This window comes from Streptomyces sp. NPDC048415 (assembly GCF_040651675.1).
GTDB lineage: Bacteria > Actinomycetota > Actinomycetes > Streptomycetales > Streptomycetaceae > Streptomyces.
Map to the genome: position 1 here is coordinate 23,423 of NZ_JBEZKJ010000058.1, position 22,238 is coordinate 45,660.

The 22,238-nt window shown below is 70.4% G+C and carries 21 protein-coding genes; 18 read left to right on the forward strand and 3 right to left on the reverse strand.

What is annotated here, in order from left to right:
* Nucleotides 1-13: 13 nt before the first annotated feature.
* Both AB0D27_RS30225 and AB0D27_RS30230 read left to right on the forward strand, forming a co-directional pair.
* Nucleotides 14-739, forward strand: coding sequence for an LPXTG cell wall anchor domain-containing protein (locus AB0D27_RS30225; RefSeq protein ID WP_362515188.1), 726 nt, complete (start codon nucleotides 14-16; stop codon nucleotides 737-739).
* Between the two features lie 121 nt (nucleotides 740-860).
* Entirely contained in the window at nucleotides 861-2,198 is a 1,338-nt protein-coding gene (locus AB0D27_RS30230; RefSeq protein ID WP_362515189.1) for an FAD-binding oxidoreductase, read from the forward strand.
* Between the two features lie 12 nt (nucleotides 2,199-2,210).
* Here AB0D27_RS30230 and AB0D27_RS30235 read toward each other — a convergent pair whose 3' ends face one another.
* Complete coding sequence (locus AB0D27_RS30235) at nucleotides 2,211-2,783, reverse strand: biotin transporter BioY (protein ID WP_362515190.1); 573 nt, start codon at nucleotides 2,781-2,783, stop codon at nucleotides 2,211-2,213.
* A 593-nt stretch (nucleotides 2,784-3,376) separates the two neighbouring features.
* Between AB0D27_RS30235 and AB0D27_RS30240 the strand changes: the two genes are divergently transcribed.
* The 9 genes from AB0D27_RS30240 to AB0D27_RS30280 all read left to right on the forward strand — a co-directional run bounded on the left by AB0D27_RS30240 (nucleotide 3,377) and on the right by AB0D27_RS30280 (nucleotide 12,353).
* A complete protein-coding gene (locus tag AB0D27_RS30240) occupies nucleotides 3,377-4,597 on the forward strand; it encodes an ROK family protein (RefSeq protein ID WP_362515192.1) in 1,221 nt (406 codons plus the stop codon).
* A 54-nt stretch (nucleotides 4,598-4,651) separates the two neighbouring features.
* The gene (locus tag AB0D27_RS30245) at nucleotides 4,652-4,804 is read left to right on the forward strand and encodes a hypothetical protein (RefSeq protein ID WP_362515193.1); all 153 of its coding nucleotides are present in this window, start codon (nucleotides 4,652-4,654) and stop codon (nucleotides 4,802-4,804) included.
* A gap of 300 nt (nucleotides 4,805-5,104) precedes the next feature.
* Entirely contained in the window at nucleotides 5,105-6,181 is a 1,077-nt protein-coding gene (locus AB0D27_RS30250; RefSeq protein WP_362515194.1) for an ABC transporter substrate-binding protein, read from the forward strand.
* Nucleotides 6,182-6,186: 5 nt separating this feature from the next.
* A complete protein-coding gene (locus AB0D27_RS30255) occupies nucleotides 6,187-7,038 on the forward strand; it encodes an ABC transporter permease (RefSeq protein WP_362515196.1) in 852 nt (283 codons plus the stop codon).
* Nucleotides 7,014-7,811 (forward strand): ABC transporter ATP-binding protein, encoded by a 798-nt coding sequence (locus AB0D27_RS30260; protein ID WP_362515197.1) that lies wholly within the window; start codon nucleotides 7,014-7,016, stop codon nucleotides 7,809-7,811. Before AB0D27_RS30255 ends, AB0D27_RS30260 begins: the two co-directional genes overlap by 25 nt.
* Nucleotides 7,808-9,154: an LLM class flavin-dependent oxidoreductase gene (locus tag AB0D27_RS30265; protein WP_362515199.1), complete on the forward strand. Its 1,347-nt coding sequence runs from the start codon at nucleotides 7,808-7,810 to the stop codon at nucleotides 9,152-9,154. Before AB0D27_RS30260 ends, AB0D27_RS30265 begins: the two co-directional genes overlap by 4 nt.
* A gap of 11 nt (nucleotides 9,155-9,165) precedes the next feature.
* Entirely contained in the window at nucleotides 9,166-10,056 is an 891-nt protein-coding gene (locus AB0D27_RS30270; protein WP_362515200.1) for a TauD/TfdA family dioxygenase, read from the forward strand.
* Between the two features lie 122 nt (nucleotides 10,057-10,178).
* On the forward strand, nucleotides 10,179-11,570 hold the full coding sequence (locus AB0D27_RS30275) for an amino acid permease (protein ID WP_362515202.1): 1,392 nt from the start codon (nucleotides 10,179-10,181) through the stop codon (nucleotides 11,568-11,570).
* Nucleotides 11,571-11,711: 141 nt separating this feature from the next.
* Nucleotides 11,712-12,353 (forward strand): superoxide dismutase, encoded by a 642-nt coding sequence (locus tag AB0D27_RS30280; protein ID WP_362515203.1) that lies wholly within the window; start codon nucleotides 11,712-11,714, stop codon nucleotides 12,351-12,353.
* 111 nt (nucleotides 12,354-12,464) lie between these two features.
* Here the strand turns inward: AB0D27_RS30280 and AB0D27_RS30285 are convergent, their stop codons facing one another.
* On the reverse strand, nucleotides 12,465-13,082 hold the full coding sequence (locus AB0D27_RS30285; RefSeq protein WP_362515204.1) for a histidine phosphatase family protein: 618 nt from the start codon (nucleotides 13,080-13,082) through the stop codon (nucleotides 12,465-12,467).
* Nucleotides 13,079-14,824 (reverse strand): FGGY family carbohydrate kinase, encoded by a 1,746-nt coding sequence (locus AB0D27_RS30290; protein WP_362515206.1) that lies wholly within the window; start codon nucleotides 14,822-14,824, stop codon nucleotides 13,079-13,081. The genes AB0D27_RS30285 and AB0D27_RS30290 overlap by 4 nt, the downstream gene beginning before the upstream one ends.
* Before the next feature lie 164 nt (nucleotides 14,825-14,988).
* Between AB0D27_RS30290 and AB0D27_RS30295 the strand changes: the two genes are divergently transcribed.
* Genes AB0D27_RS30295 through AB0D27_RS30325 form a run of 7 tightly spaced genes read left to right on the forward strand, consistent with a single transcriptional unit; the run spans nucleotide 14,989 to nucleotide 22,224 of the window.
* Complete coding sequence (locus AB0D27_RS30295; protein WP_362515207.1) at nucleotides 14,989-16,410, forward strand: sugar ABC transporter substrate-binding protein; 1,422 nt, start codon at nucleotides 14,989-14,991, stop codon at nucleotides 16,408-16,410.
* Nucleotides 16,411-16,415: 5 nt separating this feature from the next.
* Nucleotides 16,416-17,372: a sugar ABC transporter permease gene (locus AB0D27_RS30300; RefSeq protein ID WP_362515209.1), complete on the forward strand. Its 957-nt coding sequence runs from the start codon at nucleotides 16,416-16,418 to the stop codon at nucleotides 17,370-17,372.
* Nucleotides 17,369-18,199, forward strand: a complete 831-nt coding sequence (locus AB0D27_RS30305) for a carbohydrate ABC transporter permease (protein ID WP_362515210.1) — start codon at nucleotides 17,369-17,371, stop codon at nucleotides 18,197-18,199. Before AB0D27_RS30300 ends, AB0D27_RS30305 begins: the two co-directional genes overlap by 4 nt.
* Nucleotides 18,196-19,287: an ABC transporter ATP-binding protein gene (locus tag AB0D27_RS30310; RefSeq protein ID WP_362515211.1), complete on the forward strand. Its 1,092-nt coding sequence runs from the start codon at nucleotides 18,196-18,198 to the stop codon at nucleotides 19,285-19,287. The genes AB0D27_RS30305 and AB0D27_RS30310 overlap by 4 nt, the downstream gene beginning before the upstream one ends.
* Entirely contained in the window at nucleotides 19,284-20,084 is an 801-nt protein-coding gene (locus AB0D27_RS30315; RefSeq protein WP_362515213.1) for a DeoR/GlpR family DNA-binding transcription regulator, read from the forward strand. The genes AB0D27_RS30310 and AB0D27_RS30315 overlap by 4 nt, the downstream gene beginning before the upstream one ends.
* Before the next feature lie 23 nt (nucleotides 20,085-20,107).
* Nucleotides 20,108-21,187, forward strand: coding sequence for an ABC transporter ATP-binding protein (locus AB0D27_RS30320; protein ID WP_362515214.1), 1,080 nt, complete (start codon nucleotides 20,108-20,110; stop codon nucleotides 21,185-21,187).
* Complete coding sequence (locus AB0D27_RS30325; protein ID WP_362515216.1) at nucleotides 21,184-22,224, forward strand: 2-hydroxyacid dehydrogenase; 1,041 nt, start codon at nucleotides 21,184-21,186, stop codon at nucleotides 22,222-22,224. Before AB0D27_RS30320 ends, AB0D27_RS30325 begins: the two co-directional genes overlap by 4 nt.
* The last annotated feature ends 14 nt before the right edge of the window (nucleotides 22,225-22,238 follow it).

The following is a 22,238-nucleotide window of genomic DNA, read 5'->3' on the forward strand; positions in this document are numbered from 1 at the left end:
AAGGGGGACGAACATGAGTTCTCGTCACACGACGACCATCGCGGGATCGCTGCTCACGGCATCTTTCTCGGCCGTGATGATCCTTTCCTTCACCGCCGTCGCGGACGACCAGGGACCGGGGAGCAGCAAGGGGGGAAAGGTAATTGACGAGGCACCGGCGGGTGTAAAGCTGACCACTCTGCTGCCGGGCAAGATCTCGGTCGACAACAGCACGCGGAAGACGGCGATTACCGCCACGGTAAAGAACGAAGGGACCAAGGGAAGCGGCGACATCAGGCTTTTGGTGGTCGGTTTCGACGGCCTGCAGGTCAAAGGCGTCAAGGGCTGCTCCGCCATCGCGGAAAAGGATCTGCCCAAGGGTTCGAACAGTGGCTTCAGTTGCGCCGTCGGAAATCTCGCGGCCGGCAAGTCGAAGTCGTACGCCGTCGATGCCACGTTCGATCTGAGCAAGACCGGCAAGATCTGCCTGCCGGTGCAGACGAGCGACGGGAAGAAGACGTACTGGCAGCAGGGCCCGGTGCCGTTCGGTACGACGAACCCGTCGCCGAACGCCCCGGCCACCCCTCTGCTGCTCGGCACCGACAACAAGCCGGTGGCACCCGGCGGTGACCAGCTGCCGAAGACCGGCCTGGGCAGCGAGGCGCTGCCGCTCGGCGCGGCGGGCGCGGCGCTGATCTCGGCGGGAGCGGCGGGGCTGTGGTGGGCCCAGCGGCGCCCGCGGGGGCGGCAGCAGGCCTGAGGACGACGAATGGGGCCGGGATGACGCGTGCGGCGTCCCGGCCCATTTCCCGGGGGCGGCGGCCACGAATCCGCTGAAAACCTGACGGCACTTGTCAGGTAATGCGGGCAGCATGCGTCGCATGAACGCCGTCGACAACATCGCAGACCAGGGCCGGCTCGTCCTCCGCCCCGGTGACGCCGGGTACGACGAGGAACTCGCCGGGTTCCAGACTGGTTTCACCCAGCGGCCCGCCGTGATCCACGCGGCCACCTCGGCGGACGACGTGGCCGCCGCGGTGACGTACGCGGCCTCCCGGGGTCTGCCGGTCGGCGTGCAGGCCACCGGGCACGGGCTGCCGGGCGCGGCGGAGGGCGGCGTCCTGATCACGACGAAACGGATGGACAAGGTGAGCGTCGACCCCGGGGCGGGCACGGTCCGCGTCCAGGCGGGCGTCCGCTGGGGCCAGGTCGTCGAGGCCGCCGAGCCGTACGGGCTGGCTCCGCTGAACGGCTCGGCGCCGAGCGTGGGCGCCGTCTCGTACACGCTGAGCGGCGGACTCGGCATCCTTGCACGGCAGTTCGGGTACGCGGCCGACCATGTGCGCACGCTGGACGTGGTCACGGCGGACGGCCGTCAGCGCCGGGTGACGCGGGAGTCGGACCCCGACCTGTACTGGGCGCTCCTCGGCGGCGGCCACAACTTCGGCGTCATCACCGAGCTGGAGATCGGCCTCGTACCGGTCGCGCGGCTGTACGGCGGCTCGCTCGCCTTCGACGGGGAACAGGTCGACCCGGCGGCCGTGGTGCGGGCGTACGAGCGCTGGACCCGGACCGTGCCGGACTCGCTGACCTCGTCGTTCGCGGCCGTGCCGTACCCGGACATCCCCGCGATGCCGCCGCAGCTGCGCGGGCGGTACGTCATCTCCGTACGCGTCGCGTACACGGGTGCGGCCGCCGAGGGGCAGCGGCTCGTCGCGCCGCTTTGGCAGATCGGCCCGGTGCTCGCCGACTCGCTGCGCGAGATGCCGTACGCCGAGAGCCACACCATCCACAGCGACCCGGACTTCCCGCACGCCTACTACGGGGACAGCGCGGTGCTGCGCGAGCTCGACCTCGACGCGGCGGCCGGGCTCCTCGCCCGCACCGGACCGGGCGCGTCCGCCATGTGCGTCGTGCAGATCAACCATCTGGGCGGGGCGCTCGCGCAGGATGCGCCGAACTCGGTGCCGCACCGCGAAGGGCAGTTCCTCGTACGGCTGTTGACCATGGCGGACCGGGACAAGGCCCGCGAGGTGCTCGACCCGGCCTTCGAGGGGCTCGCGCCGTGGACGATCGGGCGCGCGCTCAACTTCGCGTTCGGGGCGGGCGATCGCATGGAGGGGCTGTACGACGCCGCGACGCGCAAGAAGCTCGCCGGGCTGAAGTCGCAGTACGACCCGGCGAACCTCTTTCGCAGGAACTACAACATCACCGGCTGAACCGGCCTCGCGTCAGCGGTTGATGAACTTCCAGGCGGTGGGCAGCGCGCCCATCGCCAGGGCGGCCTTGAGGGCGTCACCGATCAGGAACGGCGTGAGGCCCGCCGCGATGGCGGCGCTCGCCGACATGCCGGTGGCCAGGGCCAGGTACGGGACGCCGATCGCGTAGATGATCGCCTCGCCCAGCAGCATCGTGCCCGCCATCCGCAGCACCGAGCGGTCGGCGCCGCGGCGGGCGAGGGCGCCCACGACGGTGGAGGCCAGCAGCATGCCGAGGATGTAGCCGAAGGACACGGTGGCACCGGAGGCACCGCCGGCGAACCACGGGACGCCGGCCAGGCCCAGCAGCGCGTACAGGGCGAGGGAGAACAGGCCCCGGCCGGCGCCGAGCGCCGTGCCGACGAGGAGCGCGGCGAAGGTCTGGCCGGTCACCGGCACCGGGGAGCCCGGCACGGGCAGCGAGATCTGGGCGGCCAGGCCGGTGAGGGCGGCGCCGCCGAGGACCAGGGCGGCGTCCCTGACGCGGGAGGCGGGGAGCAGGTCGGCGAGGACCTCTGCGGGGCGGGTGGTGGCAGCGGTGCTCATGGGGACTCCGGCGGGTGGGGCAGGCTGGGACACGGTGACGCTATCCCAGGGGCGCACGGGTGATCACCGTCAGTGGTCGACAAGGGGGGAACGGGTGGTTGGTGGGCTCCTTACAAAGAGTGCGGGGTACTCCTGGACGGGGGTGATGCTGGTCACTGAGGTGGGGGTGGGTGCGGCTGCCGGGCGGGGTTGCGTGGACTGTGGGGTCCCGCCAAAGGGTTCTCGCCCCCTCCGCCCCTACCCGTCCCGTCACTTGGGGGCTCCGCCCCCAAACCCCCGCTCCTCAAACGCCGGAGGGGCTGAATTGGCGTGAGGACGATTAGCGTTTGAGGACGAGCGTGGAGCGCGATACGGGGGTCTGGGGCGGAGCCCCAGGTAGTGGAGGAAAGAGGCCCTGGCAGGAACCCCCCGCGGCGCCTACCCTCGACGCATGGTTCCCCAGGCCCTGAACTTCGTGTCGCGTCGCTATGTCGACCTGCGACGCCAGGGCACGGCCACCTGTCGCCCGCCCATGTGAGGCGGGGCGGAGCGGATCCGGCTCGCCGAGACGAGACCACGGCGCAGTGTCGGACCAGCTCCCGAGGAAGATCCCCATGGCCAGTACCGCGGCACCACCACCCCTGACCACCCGACGCCGGGCCAGCGCCAGCGTCATCCTGCGGTCCGTGCTGGAGCACGGCCCGGTCGCGCGCAGCACCATCGCCCGGCTGACCGGCCTCTCCCCGGCATCGGTGACCGACTACTGCGCCCGGTTCGCCGAACTGGGTCTGATCCAGGAGGCCACCGCGCCCCGCCGCTCGAACGGCGTCGGGCGTCCACACGTACCGGTCGACCTCGACGACGCCCGGTTCCTGGTCGGCGGCGTGCACATCGCGGTGCCGTACACGACGGTCGCGCTGCTGGACCTGCGGGGCCGCGTCGTGGCGGAGAACCGTCTCAAGCACGAGCGCACCGAGCCGGGTCTCGTGCTGGCGAACGCCGCCGCCGGGCTCGGCGCGCTGCTGGCCGGCGCCCCCGGCCGTACGCCCCTGGGCGTGGGCGTGGCGACCGGCGGCTGGGTCGACGGTGACTCCGGCACGATCGTGGAGCACGCGCTGCTGGGCTGGCGTGATGTGGCCGTACGGGAGGTGATCGGGGCGCGCACGGGACTGCCGGTGCATGTGGACGGGCACGCCCGGGCGTTGGTCAACGGGGAGTGGCTGTTCGGGCGGGCCCGGGGCAGCCGGAGCGTGCTGCATCTGTTCGTCGGCAATGTGGTGGACGCCGCCTTCGCCACCCACGACCAGGTGCACTACGGCCCCCGCTCGCAGGCCGGCGCCATCGCCCATCTGCCGTTGGAGGGCGGCACGGAGCGGTGCGGCTGCGGCCGGACGGGGTGCCTGCAGGTCGAGCTGAGCGAGCGGACGCTGTGCCGGCGGGCGCGCGAGGAGGGTGTCATCGGTGGCGTGAACCCGATGCACGTGGTCGCCGCCGCGGCCGACGGTGACCCCGTCGCCGTACGGCTGTTGAAGGAGCGGTCCCGGATGGTCGGGCGGGCGGCTCGGCTGCTGCTCGACGTGCTCAACCCGGAGACCGTGGTCGTCACCGAGGTCGGCGCGATGTACCGGGAGGACTGCCTCGGCGCGCTGCGGCAGGCCGTGGGGCCCGAGCGGGCTTCGGCGGTCGTACCGACGAGTTTCCCGGATTCGGTGCTGGCCGTGGCGGGGGGATCGGTGGCCCTGGACGTGTTGTACCGGGATCCGCTGGGCTTCTCGGGTTCCTCGGCTTCCCCGCGCTCTTCGGCCACTTCGGGCTCCTCACCGGGGTGGAATTAATTCAGAAAGTCGGAATATTGACAGGGGTGGTATCCGGCCAGGAGCATCCTCTGCATGAGCAGCGCGCAGGACTTTTCGCCGGTGATCCGGTCGCGGCAGGACCGCGACCGGGCCGCTGGTGTCGCGCTGTCGCCGTCGCGGCAGGTTCCGCTCACCAAGTGCCGTGTCGTCGACCTGATGCGGGTCGCCCGCACGCTTTGTTGCTGACGGTCGCCGAGTACCGCTGAGTGCCGCCGACCGTGACCGGCTGACGCCGACTGCGGCTGATTGCCGCCGGCCGTTAGGGCGTTGACGCCACCGACCTTCTCGCCGCCGACTTCCCTGACGGTCACTCTGCCGTGGGCCGTCAACCGGCGATCAGTCATCCGGTGACGTACCGACGCTCACTCGCACCCTTTTGCCGCGCCCTGGGCGTGTGCCTCCTTACTGCGCGCGCATTTCCTTCCCGGTTTTCGCCCTGCCCGGAATTCCGCGCATTTCCGCCACTTGGAACCCCGGAGTCCTCCCATGCCTTCACCGTCCCCTTTCGCGTCCGGCGTCGACCGGCGACTGTTCCTGTCCTCCCTGCTCGGTGTGGCCGCCGCTGCCGGGCTGAGCGGCTGCGCCGGTGCCAGCAGCGCCGCGGACACCAAGTCCAAGGGAGCGGCGTCCGCCCCGCTGGCCGACAAGGTCCCCTCCGGTACGAAGCTCAAGATCGCCTCGTACCAGAACGTCCAGCAGCTCCAGTTCAAGCTCGCCGGACTGACTGATCTGCCCTTCACCGTCTCCAGCTGGGTGAACATCGGCGCCGGCCCCGATGTCATCAACGCGTTCCGGGCCAAGTCCCTGGACCTGGCCAACAACGCGGGCATTCCGCCGATCCAGGCGCACTACCAGGGCTTCGACGCCAAGATCGTCGCGATCAACATCACCCGCAAGCCCAACTACGTCTTCGCCACCAAGCCCGGCAGCGACATCAAGGACATCCAGGGCTTCAAGGGCAAGAAGCTCGCCTTCTCGCAGGGACAGGCGCAGGGCGTCGTCCTGCTGCGCGCCCTGAAGGCGGCCGGGATCAAGTACGGCGACGTCGACCTGGTACCGCTGACCAGCAACCAGTTCCTCACCGCGCTCCAGGCGGGCCAGGTGGACATCGCCCCGCTCGGCAACAGCCAGTCCCCGGCCTACCTGAAGCAGTACGGCCCCAAGGGCGCCCGCACCATCACCACCGACGTCGTGGACCTCCTCAACCTGCTCTGGGCGCCCACCTCCGTGCTGGCCGACTCGGCGAAGGCCGCCGCGGTCGCCGCGTACATCCCGCGCTGGGCGAAGGGCCAGGTGTGGACGTACGAGCACCCCGACACCTGGAACGAGGAGTTCTACGTGAAGACGCAGAACCTCACGCTCGGGCAGGCCCAGTCGATCACCAAGCTGGCCAACAAGCCGTTGTTCCCGCCGAGTTGGGGCGAGGCGATCAAGTGGGAGCAGGAGACCGCCGATCTGCTGGCGGAGGGCGGCTTCGTGAAGGCCTTCAAGGTCGACTCGCTCTTCGACCGGCGCTTCGAGGGCATCGCGGCCAAGGCCGTAGCGGCCGAGTATCGGAGGTGACGGCCATGACCACCACCGCAACGGCACCCGCCGTCTCCGGAGCCACCGAGGACGTGCCCTCGGTACTACGCCGGACCAGGCGCCGCGGTCTGGCCCCCGGCAAGCGCCTGCCCGCATCCCGCCTCATCGGCCCGGCGCTCTTCTTCGCCCTGTGGGCCGTCGCGTCCGCCGCCGGGCAACTGGATCCCGGCGCGATTCCCGCTCCCTGGACGGTCCTGAAGACCGCCGGTCATCTGTGGAGCGACGGCACGCTCTCCAAGGATGTGCTGACGTCCCTGGAGCGGGCCGGATACGGGTTCGCCCTCGGGCTCACCGCCGGAGTGACACTGGCGCTCGCCGCCGGGCTCAGCCGGATCGGTGAGGCGCTGATCGACGGGACGGTGAACCTCAACCGGGCGATCCCGACCCTCGGTCTGATCCCGCTGTTCATCCTCTGGCTGGGCATCGGCGAGACCTTCAAGATCGCGATCATCGCCATCGTCGTCTACATCCCGATCTATCTGAACCTGCACGCCGCCCTGTCCGGAATCGACCACCGCTACGTCGAACTCGCCGAGGTCCAGGGTCTTTCGAGGCTCCGGTTCATCCGGGAGATCGTCATCCCCGGCGCGCTGCCCGGCTTCTTCGTCGGGCTGCGGCTCGGGGTGACCGGCTCCTGGCTGTCCCTGGTCGTGCTGGAGCAGATCAACGCCACCAGCGGACTCGGCTACATGATGTTCCAGGCCCAGAACTACGGCCAGAGCGATGTCATCCTCGTCGGCCTGCTGATCTACGGCGTCTTCGGACTCGTCTCCGACAGCGCGGTCCGTCTCATCGAACGGAGGGTGCTGTCGTGGCGACGCACACTCAGCAACTGACCCGGCCGACGGTTCAACTCCGCGGCCTGACCCGCTCCTTCGACGGCCGTAGGGTCCTCGACGGCATCGATCTCGACCTCCCGGCGGGCCAGTTCACGGCCCTGCTCGGCCACAGCGGCTCCGGCAAGAGCACCCTGCTGCGCGCCATCGCCGGCCTCGACCACAACGTCACCGGCAGCGGCCAGCTCACCGCCCCGCAGCGGGTCTCCGTCGTCTTCCAGGACTCCCGGCTGCTGCCCTGGCGCCGCGTCCTCGACAACGTACTGCTCGGCACGGACGGCAAGGAGGCGGCCGGGAAGGGCCGTTCCGCCCTCGCCGAGGTGGGCCTCGCGGGACGCGAGCGGGCCTGGCCCAACGAGCTGTCCGGCGGTGAGGCGCAGCGTGCCGCGCTCGCCCGTTCCCTCGTCCGTGAGCCCGAACTCCTGCTGGCCGACGAGCCGTTCGGCGCTCTGGACGCGCTCACCCGGATCCGGATGCATGTCCTGCTGCGCCAGCTCTGGGAGCGGCACCGACCCTCCGTCCTGCTCGTCACGCACGACGTGGACGAGGCGATCGTGCTCGCCGACCGGGTGCTCGTGCTCGACCAGGGCCGTATCGGCCTCGACCTGACCATCGACCGCCCGCATCCCCGCTCGTACCGCGATCCGCTGCTCGGCGAGTACCGCGAGCGCCTGCTCACCGCCCTCGGTGTCACGGCGGACGTGGAAGACGGCGTCACGCAGAACGTCGCCGAGGGCGTCGCAGAGAAGAACGTCACGGAGGACCACCAGTGACCACCCCGCGCCAACTCCACCTCAACGCCTTCCTGATGAACACCGGCCATCACGAGGCCTCGTGGCGGCTGCCGGAGAGCGACCCGCACGCTCACGTCGAGCTGGCCCACTACGTCCACCTCGCCCGCATAGCCGAACGCGGCACCTTCGACTCGCTCTTCCTCGCCGACGGCCCGGTCCTCTTCAACAGCGTCGGCCAGCGCCCGTCCGGCACCCTGGAGCCCATCACCCTACTGACGGCGCTGGCCACCGCCACCGAGCACATCGGCCTGATCGCCACCGCCTCCACCTCCTACAACTCCCCCTACAACCTGGCCCGCAGATTCGCCTCCCTGGACCACATCAGCGCCGGACGGGCCGGCTGGAACATCGTCACCACCGCCGGTGCGGAGGCCGCCCGCAACTTCGGTCTCGAGGACGAGCCCGCCCACGCCACCCGGTACGAGCGCGCCGCCGAGTTCCTCGACGTGGCGCTCAAGCTCTGGGACAGCTGGGAGGACGACCTCGTCGTCGCCGACAAGGCGGCCGGTGTCTGGGGCGACGAGGACAAGATCCATCCGGCGCGTCACAAGGGGACGTACTTCAGTGTCGAAGGCGCCCTCAACGTGCCGCGCACACCGCAGGGTTACCCGCTCCTCGTCCAGGCGGGCTCGTCGCAGGACGGCAAGCGGTTCGCGGCGCGGTACGCGGAGGCGGTCTTCACCGCCCAGCAGACCCTCAAGGACGCGCAGGACTTCTACGCCGACCTCAAGGCCCGTACGGTCGCGGCGGGCCGGGACGCCGACCACATCAAGATCCTGCCCGGCATCGTCCCGGTCATCGGTTCGACCGAGGCGGAGGCACGCGCACACGAACGTGTCCTCGAGGACCACATCGTGTACAAGCACGGCCTCGACCGTCTCGAACACCTCCTCCACCTGGAGCCGGGCACCCTCGACCTCGACGCGGAGCTGCCCGCACAACTCCCTCCGGAGAGCGCCATCGAGGGCGCCAAGAGCCGCTACACCCTCGTCGTGGAGCTCGCCCGGCGCGAGCGGCTCACCGTCCGCGCGCTCATCGGCCGGCTCGGCGGCGGGCGCGGGCATCTGACCTTCGCCGGCACGCCCGAGCAGGTCGCCGACGCGATCGAGGAGTGGTTCCGGCTGGGCGCGGCCGACGGCTTCAACATCATGCCCGCTGTGCTCCCGTCCGGTCTTGACCTCTTCGTCGACCACGTCGTACCGATCCTGCGCGCCCGGGGCCTGCTGCGTCAGGAGTACGGCCCCCGGCAGACCCTGCGGGAGAGATACGGCCTCCCGCGCCCCGCCAACCAGTACGCCACCCCGGCACTCGCCACCCGCTGAAAGGACTCGCCATGCCCGACATCGAGATCCAGAAGGTCACCGCGCACATAGGCGCCCGGATATCCGGCGTCGACATCGCCAAGCCCCTCGACGACGAGACCGTCGCCGCCCTGCGCGCCGCACTCAGCGAGCACAAGGCCCTGGTCTTCGACGCGGTCGACCTGGACGACGAGGGCCAGCAGGCCTTCGCCCGGCAGTTCGGCGACCTCACCACCGCCCACCCCACGGTGCCCGCCGTGGACGGCGCCCCGAACGTGCTCCCCGTCGACAGCGAGCGCGGCCGGGCCAACCACTGGCACACCGACGTCACCTTCGTCCTCAACCCGCCGCAGGCCAGCACCCTGCGCAGCATCACCATCCCGCCGTACGGCGGCGAGACGCTCATCGCCAACTCGGCGGCCGCCTACCGCGACCTGCCCGAACCCCTCCGCGCGCTCGCCGACACCCTGTGGGCCGAGCACACCAACGACTACGACTACGCGGTGCCGGACGAGGCGATCGGCGAGGAACAGGCCGCGCAGCGCGCCCAGTTCACCTCCATCAAGTACCGCACCGCCCACCCGGTCGTCCGGGTCCATCCGCTGACCGGCGAGCGCGGGCTGTTCATCGGCGGGTTCGCGCAGCGGATCCTGGGCCTGTCGGTGGGCGAGTCCCGCAAGATCCTCGACCTGCTCCAGGCGTATGTCACCCGGCCGGAGAACATCCTGCGCTGGCGCTGGTCCCCCAACCAGCTGGTCCTGTTCGACAACCGCATCACCCAGCACTACGCCATCGACAACTACGACGGGCTGCCGCGCCGGCTGCACCGCGTGACCGTCGCCGGTGACGTGCCGGTCGGCATCGAGGGCAAGGAGAGCTACTCGATCGCCGGGGACGCCTCGCACTACACGTCGGTCGCGTAACCGCCTCCTTACGCTCCGCACCCTGCGTGTCCGCATACTGGGCAGCTTCTCCTCCTGAACGGAGAGGCTGCCCAGACTGTGGGCGTTTTTGCCCACTCGCACGTAAGGGACCACCCGCTCTCATGTCCCGCACCACCTCCGACACCCCACCCGCCACGGACTCCCTCCCCCAGCTCTCCCACGGCCTCAAGCAGCGCCACCTCTCGATGATCGCCCTCGGCGGTGTGATCGGCGCGGGCCTGTTCGTCGGATCCGGCGCGGGGATCGCCGCCGCCGGTCCTTCGATCGTCATCGCGTACGCCGTCTCCGGTCTGCTCGTCATGCTGGTGATGCGGATGCTCGGCGAGATGTCGGCCGCGTATCCGTCATCCGGTTCCTTCTCCGCCCATGCCGAGCGGGCGATCGGGCCGTGGGCGGGCTTCACCGCCGGCTGGGCCTTCTGGGTCCTGCTCTGCACGGCCGTCGGCCTGGAGGGCATCGGCGCCGCGAAGATCGTCACCGGCTGGCTGCCCGGCACGCCCGAGTGGGCGTGGGTGGCTCTCTTCATGCTGGTGTTCTGCATCGCGAACCTCGCCGCCGTGAAGAACTTCGGCGAGTTCGAGTTCTGGTTCGCGGCGCTGAAGGTGGGTGCGATCAGCCTGTTCCTGGTGCTGGGCGTGCTGGCCATCGCCGGCGTGCTGCCGGGCACGGACTCCCCGGGCACCTCGAACCTCACCGGCGAAGGAGGCTTCCTGCCGAACGGCAGCGAGGGGCTGGTCATCGGCCTGCTCGCGTCGGTGTTCGCGTACGGCGGTCTGGAGACGGTGACGATCGCGGCGGCCGAGTCGGACAACCCGGTGCAGGGCGTCGCCCGGGCCGTACGCACCGCCATGTGGCGCATCGCGCTGTTCTACATCGGCTCGATGGCGGTCATCGTCACGCTCGTCCCGTGGAACTCCGCGGAGGTCGTCGAGAAGGGCCCGTACGTCGCCGCCCTCGACCATCTCGGCATCCCCGGCGCCGCGCAGCTGATGAACGTGGTGGTGCTGGTGGCCCTGCTGTCGGCCATGAACGCCAACGTCTACGGCGCCTCGCGCATCGCGTACTCCCTGGTGGAACGCGGACAGGGCCCGAAGACGCTGGGCAGGGTCTCGTCCGGTGTGCCCCGGGTCGCGGTTCTCGCCTCCTGCGTCTTCGGTTTCGTGTGCGTCGTCCTCAGCTACTGGCGCCCGACCGACGTCTTCCCGTGGCTGCTGAACATGATCGGCGCGGTGATCCTGGTCGTCTGGATCTTCATCGCGGTCTCACAGCTGCGGCTGCGGCGCCGGCTGGACCGCGAGGCGCCGCAGAAGCTGGTCGTCCGGATGTGGGCGTTCCCGGTGCTCACCTGGGTCGCGCTGGCGGGCATGGTGGCGATCTTCGTCCTGATGGCCCGGGAGCCGGACACGCGGGTGCAGCTGTACTCGACGGGCGGGATGACGCTGTTCCTGGCGGCGGTCGGCTACGCCCGGCAGCGGGCGAGCGCCCGCGCCTGACCCGGTCGCCGAAGGGCCCTGGCGCGAAGGACGGTTTCGCGCGAGGGCCCTTTCGCGTGCCCGGGCACGCACACTCCACTCTCTTGCTGCTAGCGTGCACTTGCAAGTTGTTTGCAATAAAGAGGTCGGAGGGGACCTGCCATGCCCGTCTACACACTCCCTGAACTGCCGTACGACTACTCCGCGCTCGCCCCCGTGATCAGCCCCGAGATCATCGAGCTGCACCACGGCAAGCACCACGCGGCCTATGTGAAGGGCGCCAACGACACCCTGGAGCAGCTCGCCGAGGCGCGGGACAAGCAGTCGTGGGGCGCGGTCAACGGCCTGGAGAAGAACCTGGCCTTCCATCTCTCCGGCCACGTCCTGCACAGCATTTACTGGACGAACATGACCGGGAACGGGGGCGGTGAGCCGCTGGCCGCGGACGGGCTGGGCGACCTCGCGGACGCCATCACGGAGTCGTTCGGCTCCTTCGCCGGGTTCAAGGCCCAGCTGACCAAGGCTTCCGCGACCACGCAGGGCTCCGGGTGGGGCGTACTCGCGTACGAGCCGCTGAGCGACCGCCTCGTCGTCGAGCAGATCTACGACCACCAGGGCAACGTGGGCCAGGGCTCGGTACCCATCCTCGTCTTCGACGCCTGGGAGCACGCCTTCTACCTCCAGTACAAGAACCAGAAGGTCGACTTCGTCGAAGCGATGTGGCAGGTCGTCAACTGGCAGGACGTGGCGCGGCGTTACGAAGCGGCCAAGTCCCGTGCGAATGTGTTGCTGACGACCCCCTGAGGCAGGTATGAAACGTCCTGCTCGTGATCGTCTTCTCACCCTTCACGTGGCAGGCGGATGAAAGGAAAGCCCCCGCGAGGACGTGACTCGCGGGGGCTTTCCCCTTTACCGTTACGCACACGGCACGTTGAGGGACAGCAGGGCGACGGAGCCATCCTGTATCCGCAGTTCGGTGACGGCCGCGTTGCGCAGCTGGGGGAAGACGCGGCGGTACTCACTCAAAGGGATGGACAGGAGCGAGCAGAGGACCAGGCGGAGCAGGGTGTTGTGGGCGACGACCAGGACGCGTTCGCCGCGGTGGGCGGCGGCGATGCGGCGCAGGGCGCCCGAGCCGCGGGCCGCGGCGGTGCGGGGGTCCTCCGCCTCGGGGAAGGGGTACGACACCGGATCCGCCCGGAACGCCTTCGCGCGCTCGGGGTTCTCGGCCTCGAACTCGGCGAGGGTACGGCCCTCCACGACCCCGAAGTCGCATTCCCGCAGGGCGGGTTCGCGGTGCGGGGAGAGGCCGAGGGCGCGGCAGGCGGGGTCGGCGGTGGCGACGGCGCGGGAGACGGTCGAGGTCCAGATCGCGTCGACCGGGTGCGCGGCGGCCCAGCGGCCCAGGGCCTGCGCCTGAGCGCGGCCCTCGTCGGTGAGCGGGACGTCGCTCACGCCGGCGTAACGGTTCTCGGCGTGCCAGACGGTCTGCCCGTGCCGGGCCAGCAACAGGGTCGTGCTCGTCGTCCTCATGAGGCCGCAGTATCCAGGTCGAGGCGGGCCCGCGCGTGCGCGGCGACGGGTTCCGGGAGCCAGCCGCGCCGCTCGAGTTCGCCGACCAGGCGGGCGTACGGGTCGGCGAAGAGTGCCGTACGGGCGGGGCGGGGTTCGAGGACCGTACGGACGCGGACCATGCGTGCGGCGGCGTCCTCGAGGGTCGGGGCTGCGCCCGTGCCGTAGGCGGCCAACGCGGCCATTCCCAGGGCGGGTTCGGTCTGTACGGGGACGCGGGCCGGGCGGCCGAGGATGTCGGCGCGGAGCTGGTTCCAGTACGGGCTGCGGGCGGCGCCGCCGGTGAAGGTGAGCGGGCCGTCCATGGGTGCGCCGAGGAAGTGCAGGGTGTCCAGGCAGAGGCGCTCCGTGTAGCCGACGCCCTGCAGCAGGGCGGCCCACAGGTCGGCGTCCGACGCGGGTTTGCCGACGACGAAGGCGGCGGCGTCGGGGGCGAGGAAGGGAAAGCGTTCGCCGGGTGAGGCCAGCGGGTAGGCGATGACGGACGCGGGTTCGTGAGCCTGCGCCGCCTGGTCCAGGGCGGCGGGCGAGGCGTCCGGGAAGTACCCGGCGAGCGCGCCCGCACCGACACTCGACGCCCCGCCCGGCAGCCAACTCCCCTCCGGGGCACGGTGGTTGTAGACCACGCCGGTCGCGTCCCGCACCGGCCGCGACGCGGCGCCCTTGAGGACGAGCGTCGTCCCGAGCACCGAGTTCCAGGAGCCCTCGCGCAGGGCGCCGGAAGCGATCTGTGCCGCGCAGCCGTCGGTCATCCCGGCGACGACCGGCGTACCGACGGGGATACCGGTCCGCTCGGCGGCGTCCGCGCAGACCTCACCGATACGGCTTCCGGGACGCACGACGTCGGGCAAGAGGCCACGGGGCAACCCGAGTTCGGCGAACACGGTGTACGGCCAGGCCTCGCGCTCCAGGTCGTAGGCGGTCTTGAGGGCGTGACTGGAGTCGGTGGGCACGGGATGCCCGGCAAGCCGGGTGGTGATCATGTCGGCCTGGTGGGCCAGGCGAGCGCCGGGCCGGGGGCGCACCCGGCCGCCGGACCCGGCTCCCGCGAGCGAGCCGCCGCCCGCGCTTTCGAGCGCACCATCACCCGCACGCACCATCGCACCATCACCCGCACGCCCGAGCGCACCATCCCCCGCGCGCCCCAGCACACCGTTCCCTCCGCTCCCCAGCACACCATCCCCCACGCTCCCCAGCGCACCGTCCCCCACGGTCCCCAGCGCACCGCCTCCCACGCTCCCGAGCGCACCGCCGCCCGCCCGGTACTCGCGGACCAGCCACAGCGCCTTCGGCAGGCCCCAGCTGTTCTGCACCAGCAGCCCGGCCTCGCGGGCCCGTGCCGCGTCCTGCGCCGCGCGCCCGTCGTCGTACATCAGGCCCGGTGTCAGCGGGCGCCCCGAGCCGTCCATGAGCAGCACCGTGCCGGACGTGGCGCACACCGCGAGGCCCCCGACGCGCACCCGCGATCGCCCGGCGAGGGCCGCCCGGGACGCCGTGCACACCGCGTCCCACCAGTCCCCCGGATCTTGTTCGTGCCGCACCCCGGTCCGCCGCCCCCGCAGCGGAGCGACCCCGGACCCAAGGACCGTGCCGTCGCCCGTGGCGAGCAGGACGCGGACGCTCTGCGTGCCCAGGTCGATCCCCAGCCAAGCGTCGCCGTCGCCCCCGGTCCGGCCCTTCCCCGCGGCCCCTTCGTGCGCCATCCGGACCTCCCACGCATCGCACCACAGACTGTGAACTTCTCACTCTGCCCCGAGATTTTCACTTGCGCGAGGGATTGACGGTCAACCCCGGCCGTTACACCCTCTGTTAACGAGTCGACCCAACGTGTTAACCGGACCGGACCGAACCGACGTGGAGGTCACGGATGGACATGCACGTGCACGACCGCCGACACTTCCTCGCGCTGGCCGCCGCCGCGGCCTCCGGCCCGCTGCTGACCGCCTGCGGCGCCGGGTTCGGCGGGGACGACAAGAAGAACGACGGGTCGGCCGCCGCCGACGTCACCGGATCCTTCGACTGGAAGCGGGAGAAGGGCAGGAAGATCAAGGCGCTGCTGAACAAGCACCCGTACACGGACGCCCTGATCGCCGACCTCAAGGCGTTCACCGCGAAGACCGGCATCGAGGTCGAGTACGACGTCTTCCCCGAGGACAACTACTTCGACAAGCTCACCGTGGACCTGTCCAGCGGGCGCGCCTCGTACGACGTCTTCATGCTCGGCGCCTACATGGTGTGGCAGTACGGGCCGCCGGGCTGGCTGGAGGACCTCGGCCCGTGGATGCACAACTCCTCGGCCACCGGCGACGAATGGGACCAGGCCGACTTCTTCCCCAACCTCCTCCAGGCCGACCAGTGGTCGCTGAAGGCGGGCGCGCCGCTCGGACAGGGCGGCCAGTACGCGCTGCCGTGGGGCTGGGAGACGAACGTCGTCGCGTACAACACGGATGTCTTCAAGAAACTCGGTCTCAAACCGGCGGAGAGCTTCGAGGAGTTACGGGAGCTGGCGTCCGTCATCAAGAGGAAGGCGCCCGGCGCCGGATTCGACGGCATGTACGGCATCGCGGTGCGCGGATCGAGGAGCTGGGCGACCATCCACCCCGGCTTCATGACGATGTACGCGCGCAACGGGCTGAAGGACTTCGCGGTCACCGACGGCAAGCTCAAGCCCGCCATGAACACCCCGGAGGCCATCGCCTTCACCCAGGACTGGGCGGACATGGTCAAGCGGGGCGGCCCGCCGTCGTGGACGTCGTACACCTGGTACCAGTGCTCCAGCGACCTCGGCGCGAAGAAGGCCGGGATGCTCTTCGACGCGGACACGGCCGCCTATTTCCAGGCGGTGGCGGGCGCCAGTCCGGCGTCCGGGAAGATCGCCTTCCACCCGGGTCCGAAGGGGCCCGACGGATCGCTGGCCACCAACATGTGGATCTGGTCCCTCGGCATGAACGCCAGGAGCGAGAAGAAGTCCGCCGCCTGGCTGTTCCTGCAGTGGGCCACGGGCAAGGAGCATCTGCGCAAGGGCGCGCTCCAGTACAACCACATCGACCCGGTCAGGAAGTCGATCAGCCAGGACGGCGCGTACAAGGACAAGATGAAGCATCTCGAGGGCTTCATCGACACCTTCGAGACCGTGGTCGACCAGACGAAGATCCAGTTCACGCCGCAGGCACAGTTCTTCGACGCGACGACGAGCTGGGCCGCCTCCCTCCAGGAGATCTACGGGGGCAAGAACGCGAAGTCCGTACTCAACGGGCTGGCAAGCGACCTGGCCTCCAAGGTGGGTTGAGGCCGATGACCTCGTTGACAGAGACCGGCCACGGGGCGGCCTCACGCGAGGAGGGCACGCGGCGGGTACGGGCCGTCCCGCGCTGGCGGCGCGGGCTGCGCCCGTACCTGCTGATCGTGCCCGCGCTGCTGCTGACCGGCGGAATCCTGTACCCCTTCGGACTCGGCCTCTACTACACGCTGTTCGACTTCTCGGCGAGCAAACCGCGGCCGGACATGGTGGGCTTCGACAACTACCGGACGGTCTTCACCCAGGAGGCCTTCTGGAACTCGGCGTGGGTGACGGTCCTGTACGCGGTCGGCGCGGCGGCGGTCGAGACCGTACTCGGCGTGGCGGTCGCCCTGCTGCTGCACCGCTCGTCCCTCGTCGGCCGGATTCTGGAGAAGATCCTCATCCTGCCGCTGATGATCGCGCCGGTGATCGCCGCGATCATGTGGAAGCTGATGCTCCAGCCGTCGGTGGGCGTCATCAACCACCTGCTCAAGCCGTTCGGGCTGGGCGGTGTGCAGTGGACGGACACCCCGACCGGCGCCCTGCTGTCGTCGATCGCCGTGGACGTGTGGGTCTACACGCCGTTCGTGGCGATCCTGGCCCTGGCCGGGCTGCGCTCGCTGCCCACCTCGCCCTTCGAGGCGGCGGCGGTGGACGGGGCGCGCTGGTGGTACACCTTCCGGCGGCTCACACTGCCGATGCTGTGGCCGTATGTGCTGGTCGCGGTGATCTTCCGGTTCATGGACTCGCTGAAGGTGTTCGACATCATCTACGCCCTCACCGAGGGCGGCCCCGGCGACTCCACGGTGGTGCTGCAGATCCGCGCCTATCTGGAGGCGATCCGCTTCCAGCGGTACTCGTTCGGGATCAGCTACACGATCGTGCTGTGGGCCGTGGTCTATCTGGCGGCGATGGTGCTGGTGCGGCATCTGGGCAAGATCCAGCGGCGGGCCGCGGAGGTGACCAAATGAGCGGGCGTTCAAGGCTGTGGGGGTGGCTCGCGGATGCCGCCCTCATCCTCTACTTCGTCTTCGCGCTGTTCCCGATCGCCTGGATGGTGATCCTCTCCCTCAAACCCGCCGACCAGCTCTTCAGCACCTATTTCTCCTTCACCCCGACCCTCGACTCGTACAGGACGGTGCTCGGCGACAGCGAGGGGATCCCCTTCGTGCGGTTCTTCGTCAACAGTCTCGTGGTGTCGGTGGGCGCGGTGGCGCTGTCGCTCGTGGTGGGCCTCCCGGCGGCGTACGCGTCGGCGCGCTGGCGGTTCAAGGGCTCCGAGAACCTGATGTTCACGCTGCTGTCGTTCCGCTTCGCACCCGAACTCACCGTGATCATCCCGCTGTTCGTGCTGTACCAGAAGCTGGGACTCTTCGACACGTACGTCGGCATGGTGTGGGTGCTGCAACTCGTCACCCTGCCGCTGATCGTGTGGATCATGCGGTCGTACTTCGCCGATCTGACACCGGAGCTGGAGCAGGCGGCGCTGCTTGACGGCTACACCCGCAAGCAGGCCTTCTTCAAGGTCGCCCTCCCCCTGGTCAAGCCCGGGATCGCGGCCGTGTCGCTGCTCGCCTTCATCTTCGCCTGGAACAACTTCGTCTTCCCTCTCATCCTCACCTCCTCCCAGGCACAGACCGTGACCGTGGGCGCGCTGTCCTTCCTCGGCGGGGACCGGCCCAAGTACAACCTCACGGCCGCCGCCGCGCTCGTCTCCGTCGTTCCGCCGCTGCTGCTCGCGCTGACGATCCAGCGGTATCTGGTGCGAGGGCTGTCGTTCGGGGCGGTGAAGTCATGAGCACGGCCATCGCGCTGCGCGGGATCCACAAGACGTACGGGAAGAACACGGCCCTCGACGGGCTCGAACTGGAGGTGTCGGAGGGCGAGTTCTTCTGTCTGCTCGGCCCGTCGGGGGCGGGCAAGACGACCACGCTGAAGACGGTGGCGGGACTCGAAGAGCCGGACTCCGGGAGGGTCGAGCTCGACGGCACGGACATGACCGGCGTCGAGCCGTACGACCGGGGCGTGGCCATGTGCTTCGAGAGCTACGCCCTCTATCCGCACCGCTCCGCCTACGACAACCTCGCCTCCCCGCTGCGCTCGCCCCGGTACAGGCTGCCGGCGGCCGAGGCCCGCGACCGGATCGGCGCCATCGCGGAGCTCCTCGGCATCAGCGGCCTGTTGGACCGCCCGGTCGGCCAGCTGTCCAACGGGCAGCGGCAGCGGATCGCGCTCGGCCGGGTGCTCGTGCGGCCCGCCCGAGCCTTCCTCCTCGACGAACCGCTCTCCCACCTCGACGCCAAGCTCCGCCAGTCGATGCGCGCCGAACTCAAGGCGATCGGCGCCGTGCAACACACCACCACGCTGTACGTCACCCACGACTCCGTGGAGGCGCTGGCGCTCGGCGACCGGATCGGGGTCATCCGGGACGGCCGGATCGTTCAGACCGGGACGCGCGAGGAGATCTGGTACCAGCCCTGCGACACCGAGGTCGCGCGGGCCTTCGGGCGGCCCCGGATCAATCTGCTGCCGGGCACGGTGACGGACGGCGGAGCCTTCCGGTCGAGGGACGGGGCGGTCGAGCTGCCGGTCGGCGCACAGGCCTCGCCCGGCACGGACGTGCTGGTCGGCGTACGTCCGCGTGATCTCGTCCTCGAGGGCGAGGGCCACGAGCTGGCCGGCAGCGTCTATGTCACCGAGGTGCTCGGGCGGGCCGTCGAGGTCACGGTCCGGCTCGGCGAGCAGCACGTCTCGCTCGTCGCGCCCCGGGCCGACGCGACACACCTGCGCCCCGACGATCCGGTACGGCTGACGGTCCGGCCTGAGAACCTGCTGCTGTTCGAGGCCGACCGGCCAGAGCGTCCAGGACGAAGGATCGGGCGATGAGCAGCAGCAACACCGGTGGCACAGCACAGGGACCCGCGGTTCGGCAGGCCGCCATGGCCGAGCAGGTGCTGGCCGACGGATCGGCGACCGCGGCCGAGCTGGCCGAACGCTTCGGGGTGAGCCTGATGACGATACACAGGGACCTCGACGAGCTCGAACGGCAGGGAATCGTACGGAAGTTCAGGGGTGGGGTGACCGCGCAGCCGTCCGGGGTCTTCGAGTCGAACGTCCAGTACCGGCTGAAGACGATGCGCCCGCAGAAGGCGGCCGTCGCCGAGCGGGCGCTGAAGCTGATCGAGCCCGGCATGGCGGTCCTGCTCGACGACTCGACGTCCGCGCTGGAGATGGCGCGCGGGCTCAGGGCCGGCGAGATCACCCCGCTCACGGTGGTCACCAACTTTCTGGAGGCGATCAATCTGCTCGCCGACCGGCGCGGCATCCATCTGATGGCCCTGGGCGGCGACTACGACCCGCTGCACTCCTCCTTCCTCGGGGTGTCCTGCGTGGAGGCGGTGCAGTCGCTGCGCGTCGACGTGTGCTTCGCCTCCACGTCGGCGGTCTTCGGCGGGTACGCCTACCACCAGGAGCAGCACATCGTGTCCGTGAAGCGCGCCATGCTCGACTCGGCCGCCCGCAACGTCCTGCTGCTCGATCACACGAAGCTCGGCCGGGTCGCGCTGCACCGCGTCGTCCCGCTGTCCCGCTTCGACCTCGTCCTCGTAGACGACGGGGCACCGGCCGAGGCGCTGCGCGACCTCGATGAGCACAAGGTCCCGTACGAGGTGTGCGCCACCTGACGTACCACCAGAAGGAGTGCTGGATGGCCGAGTTGGAGCTGCGCGAGCTGCGCAAGACGTACCGGTCCCGGGGCCGCCCGGCGGTGGACGCGGTGCGTGGCATCGACCTGGGGCTGCGCTCCGGCGAACTGCTGGGCCTGCTGGGCCCCTCCGGATGCGGCAAGTCCACCACACTGCGCATGATCGCGGGCCTGGAGACGGTGACGGGCGGCGACATCCTGGTGAGCGGCGCCTCCGTCGTCGACCGGCCCGCCCAGTCCCGCAACATCGGGGTCGCCTTCGAGAACTACGCGCTGTATCCGCCGCTGAGCGTCGCCGAGAACCTGGCGTTCGGGCTGAAGGCGCGCGGCCGGGGGAAACGCGGGGATGTCGCCCGCAAGGTCGCCGAGATCGCCGAGCGCGTCGATCTCACGGAGATCCTCCAGGCCCGGCCCGCCGGACTGTCCAGCGGCCAGAAGCAGCGTGTCGCCCTCGCCCGGGCCCTCGTCCGCGAGCCCGACGTCCTCCTCCTCGACGAACCGCTCTCCCACCTCGACGCGGCCCAGCGTGACACGACCCGCCGGGAACTCAAGCGCATCCAGCGGGACTTGGGCCACACCACGATCCTGGTCACACACGACCAGGAGGAGGCGCTCTCCCTCGCCGACCGAATCGCCGTGATGAAGGACGGCGTCATCCAGCAGCTCGGTACGCCGTACGAGGTCTACGACAGCCCGGCCAACGTCTTCGTCGCCGATTTCGTCGGGGAGCCCGCGATCAATCTGCTGCCGGGGATCTCGGCGGGCGACGGTCACGCACGGCTCTCCGAGACGGTGAGTTTCGCGCTGCCGGTGAAGGTGGCGGAAGGGCGCGAGATCGTGGTCGGCATCCGGCCGGAGGATCTGCGACTGACCGGCGAGGGCGGGATCCCGGCCCGGGTCAGTGCCCACGAGCCGCTTCTGGAGTCGGGCATCGCGACCCTGGCCCTGGCAGGAGTCGTACGACCGCTCGTCGTCCTCACCGATCCCGAGGTGCGCCTCGCGCGGGACGAGCGGGTCCGGGTGGCCGCCGATCCCGGCCTCACCCATGTCTTCGACGCCGAGACGGGAGACTCCCTTCGATGACCGTTCCCGTGAGTGTGGTGGCCGCCGGCGACCACTTCGTCCTGCCGTCGCTGATCTCGGCGGCGCTCCGCACCGAACTGGGCGAACGTCCTTTCACCGTCCACGAGTTGACGCTCGGCTGGCCGCTGGAACCCTTCGGCCGGGTCGCCGAGGTGGAGGAGGCCAGCGACGCCGAGGACGAGCTGATCGAGGCGCTCGCCGACGCGGACGTCCTGGTCACCCAGATGGGCCCGGTGACCGAGCGTGTGCTCGCCGCCGCACCCCGGCTGCGTCTGGTGGTCGTCTGCCGGGGCGGCCCGGTGAACGTCAATCAGGAAGCGGCCCGCGCGCACGGCGTACGGGTGTGTTTCGCGCCGGGCCGCAACGCCGCCGCCACCGCCGAGTTCACCGTCGGCCTGCTCCTCGCCGCGCTGCGCCGCATCCCGCAGGCCCACGATCTCCTGGCCCGGCAAGGCAATTGGGGCGGCGGCGCGACGTACTACACCTACCAGCACAGCGGTCTCGAACTCGAGGACCTGCCGGTCGGGCTGGTCGGCTACGGGGCCGTCGGCAGCCGGGTCGCGCGTGCGCTCGGCGCGTTCGGGGCGCGGGTCATGGTGTACGACCCGTATGTGCGTGGCGAGGTGCATGGGCTGCGGGTCGGCTCCCTCGACGAACTCCTCGGCCTGTCCCGGGTGGTCAGCCTGCACGCCCGGCTCACCCCCGAGACACGCGGGCTGATCGGCGCCCGCGAACTGGGACTGCTGCCACCCGGCGCCGTCCTGGTGAACGTGGCGCGCGGCCCGCTCGTCGACGAGGCCGCGCTGTGCGAGGCGCTGAAGAGCGGGCAGCTCTCGGCGGCGGCACTCGACACCTACGAGCGGGAGCCGGTGCCGCCGGACTCCCCCCTCTTCGACCTCGTCGAGACCGGACGACTGGTGATGACACCGCACTTGGGCGGTGCCAGCCGTGCCGTGGCCGAAAAGGCCGCCCGGATCGCGGCGGCCGAGGTGGGCCGCTGGACACGCGGCGAACCGCTGGCACACTGCCTCGACTGAGGGCGGCGGGATGG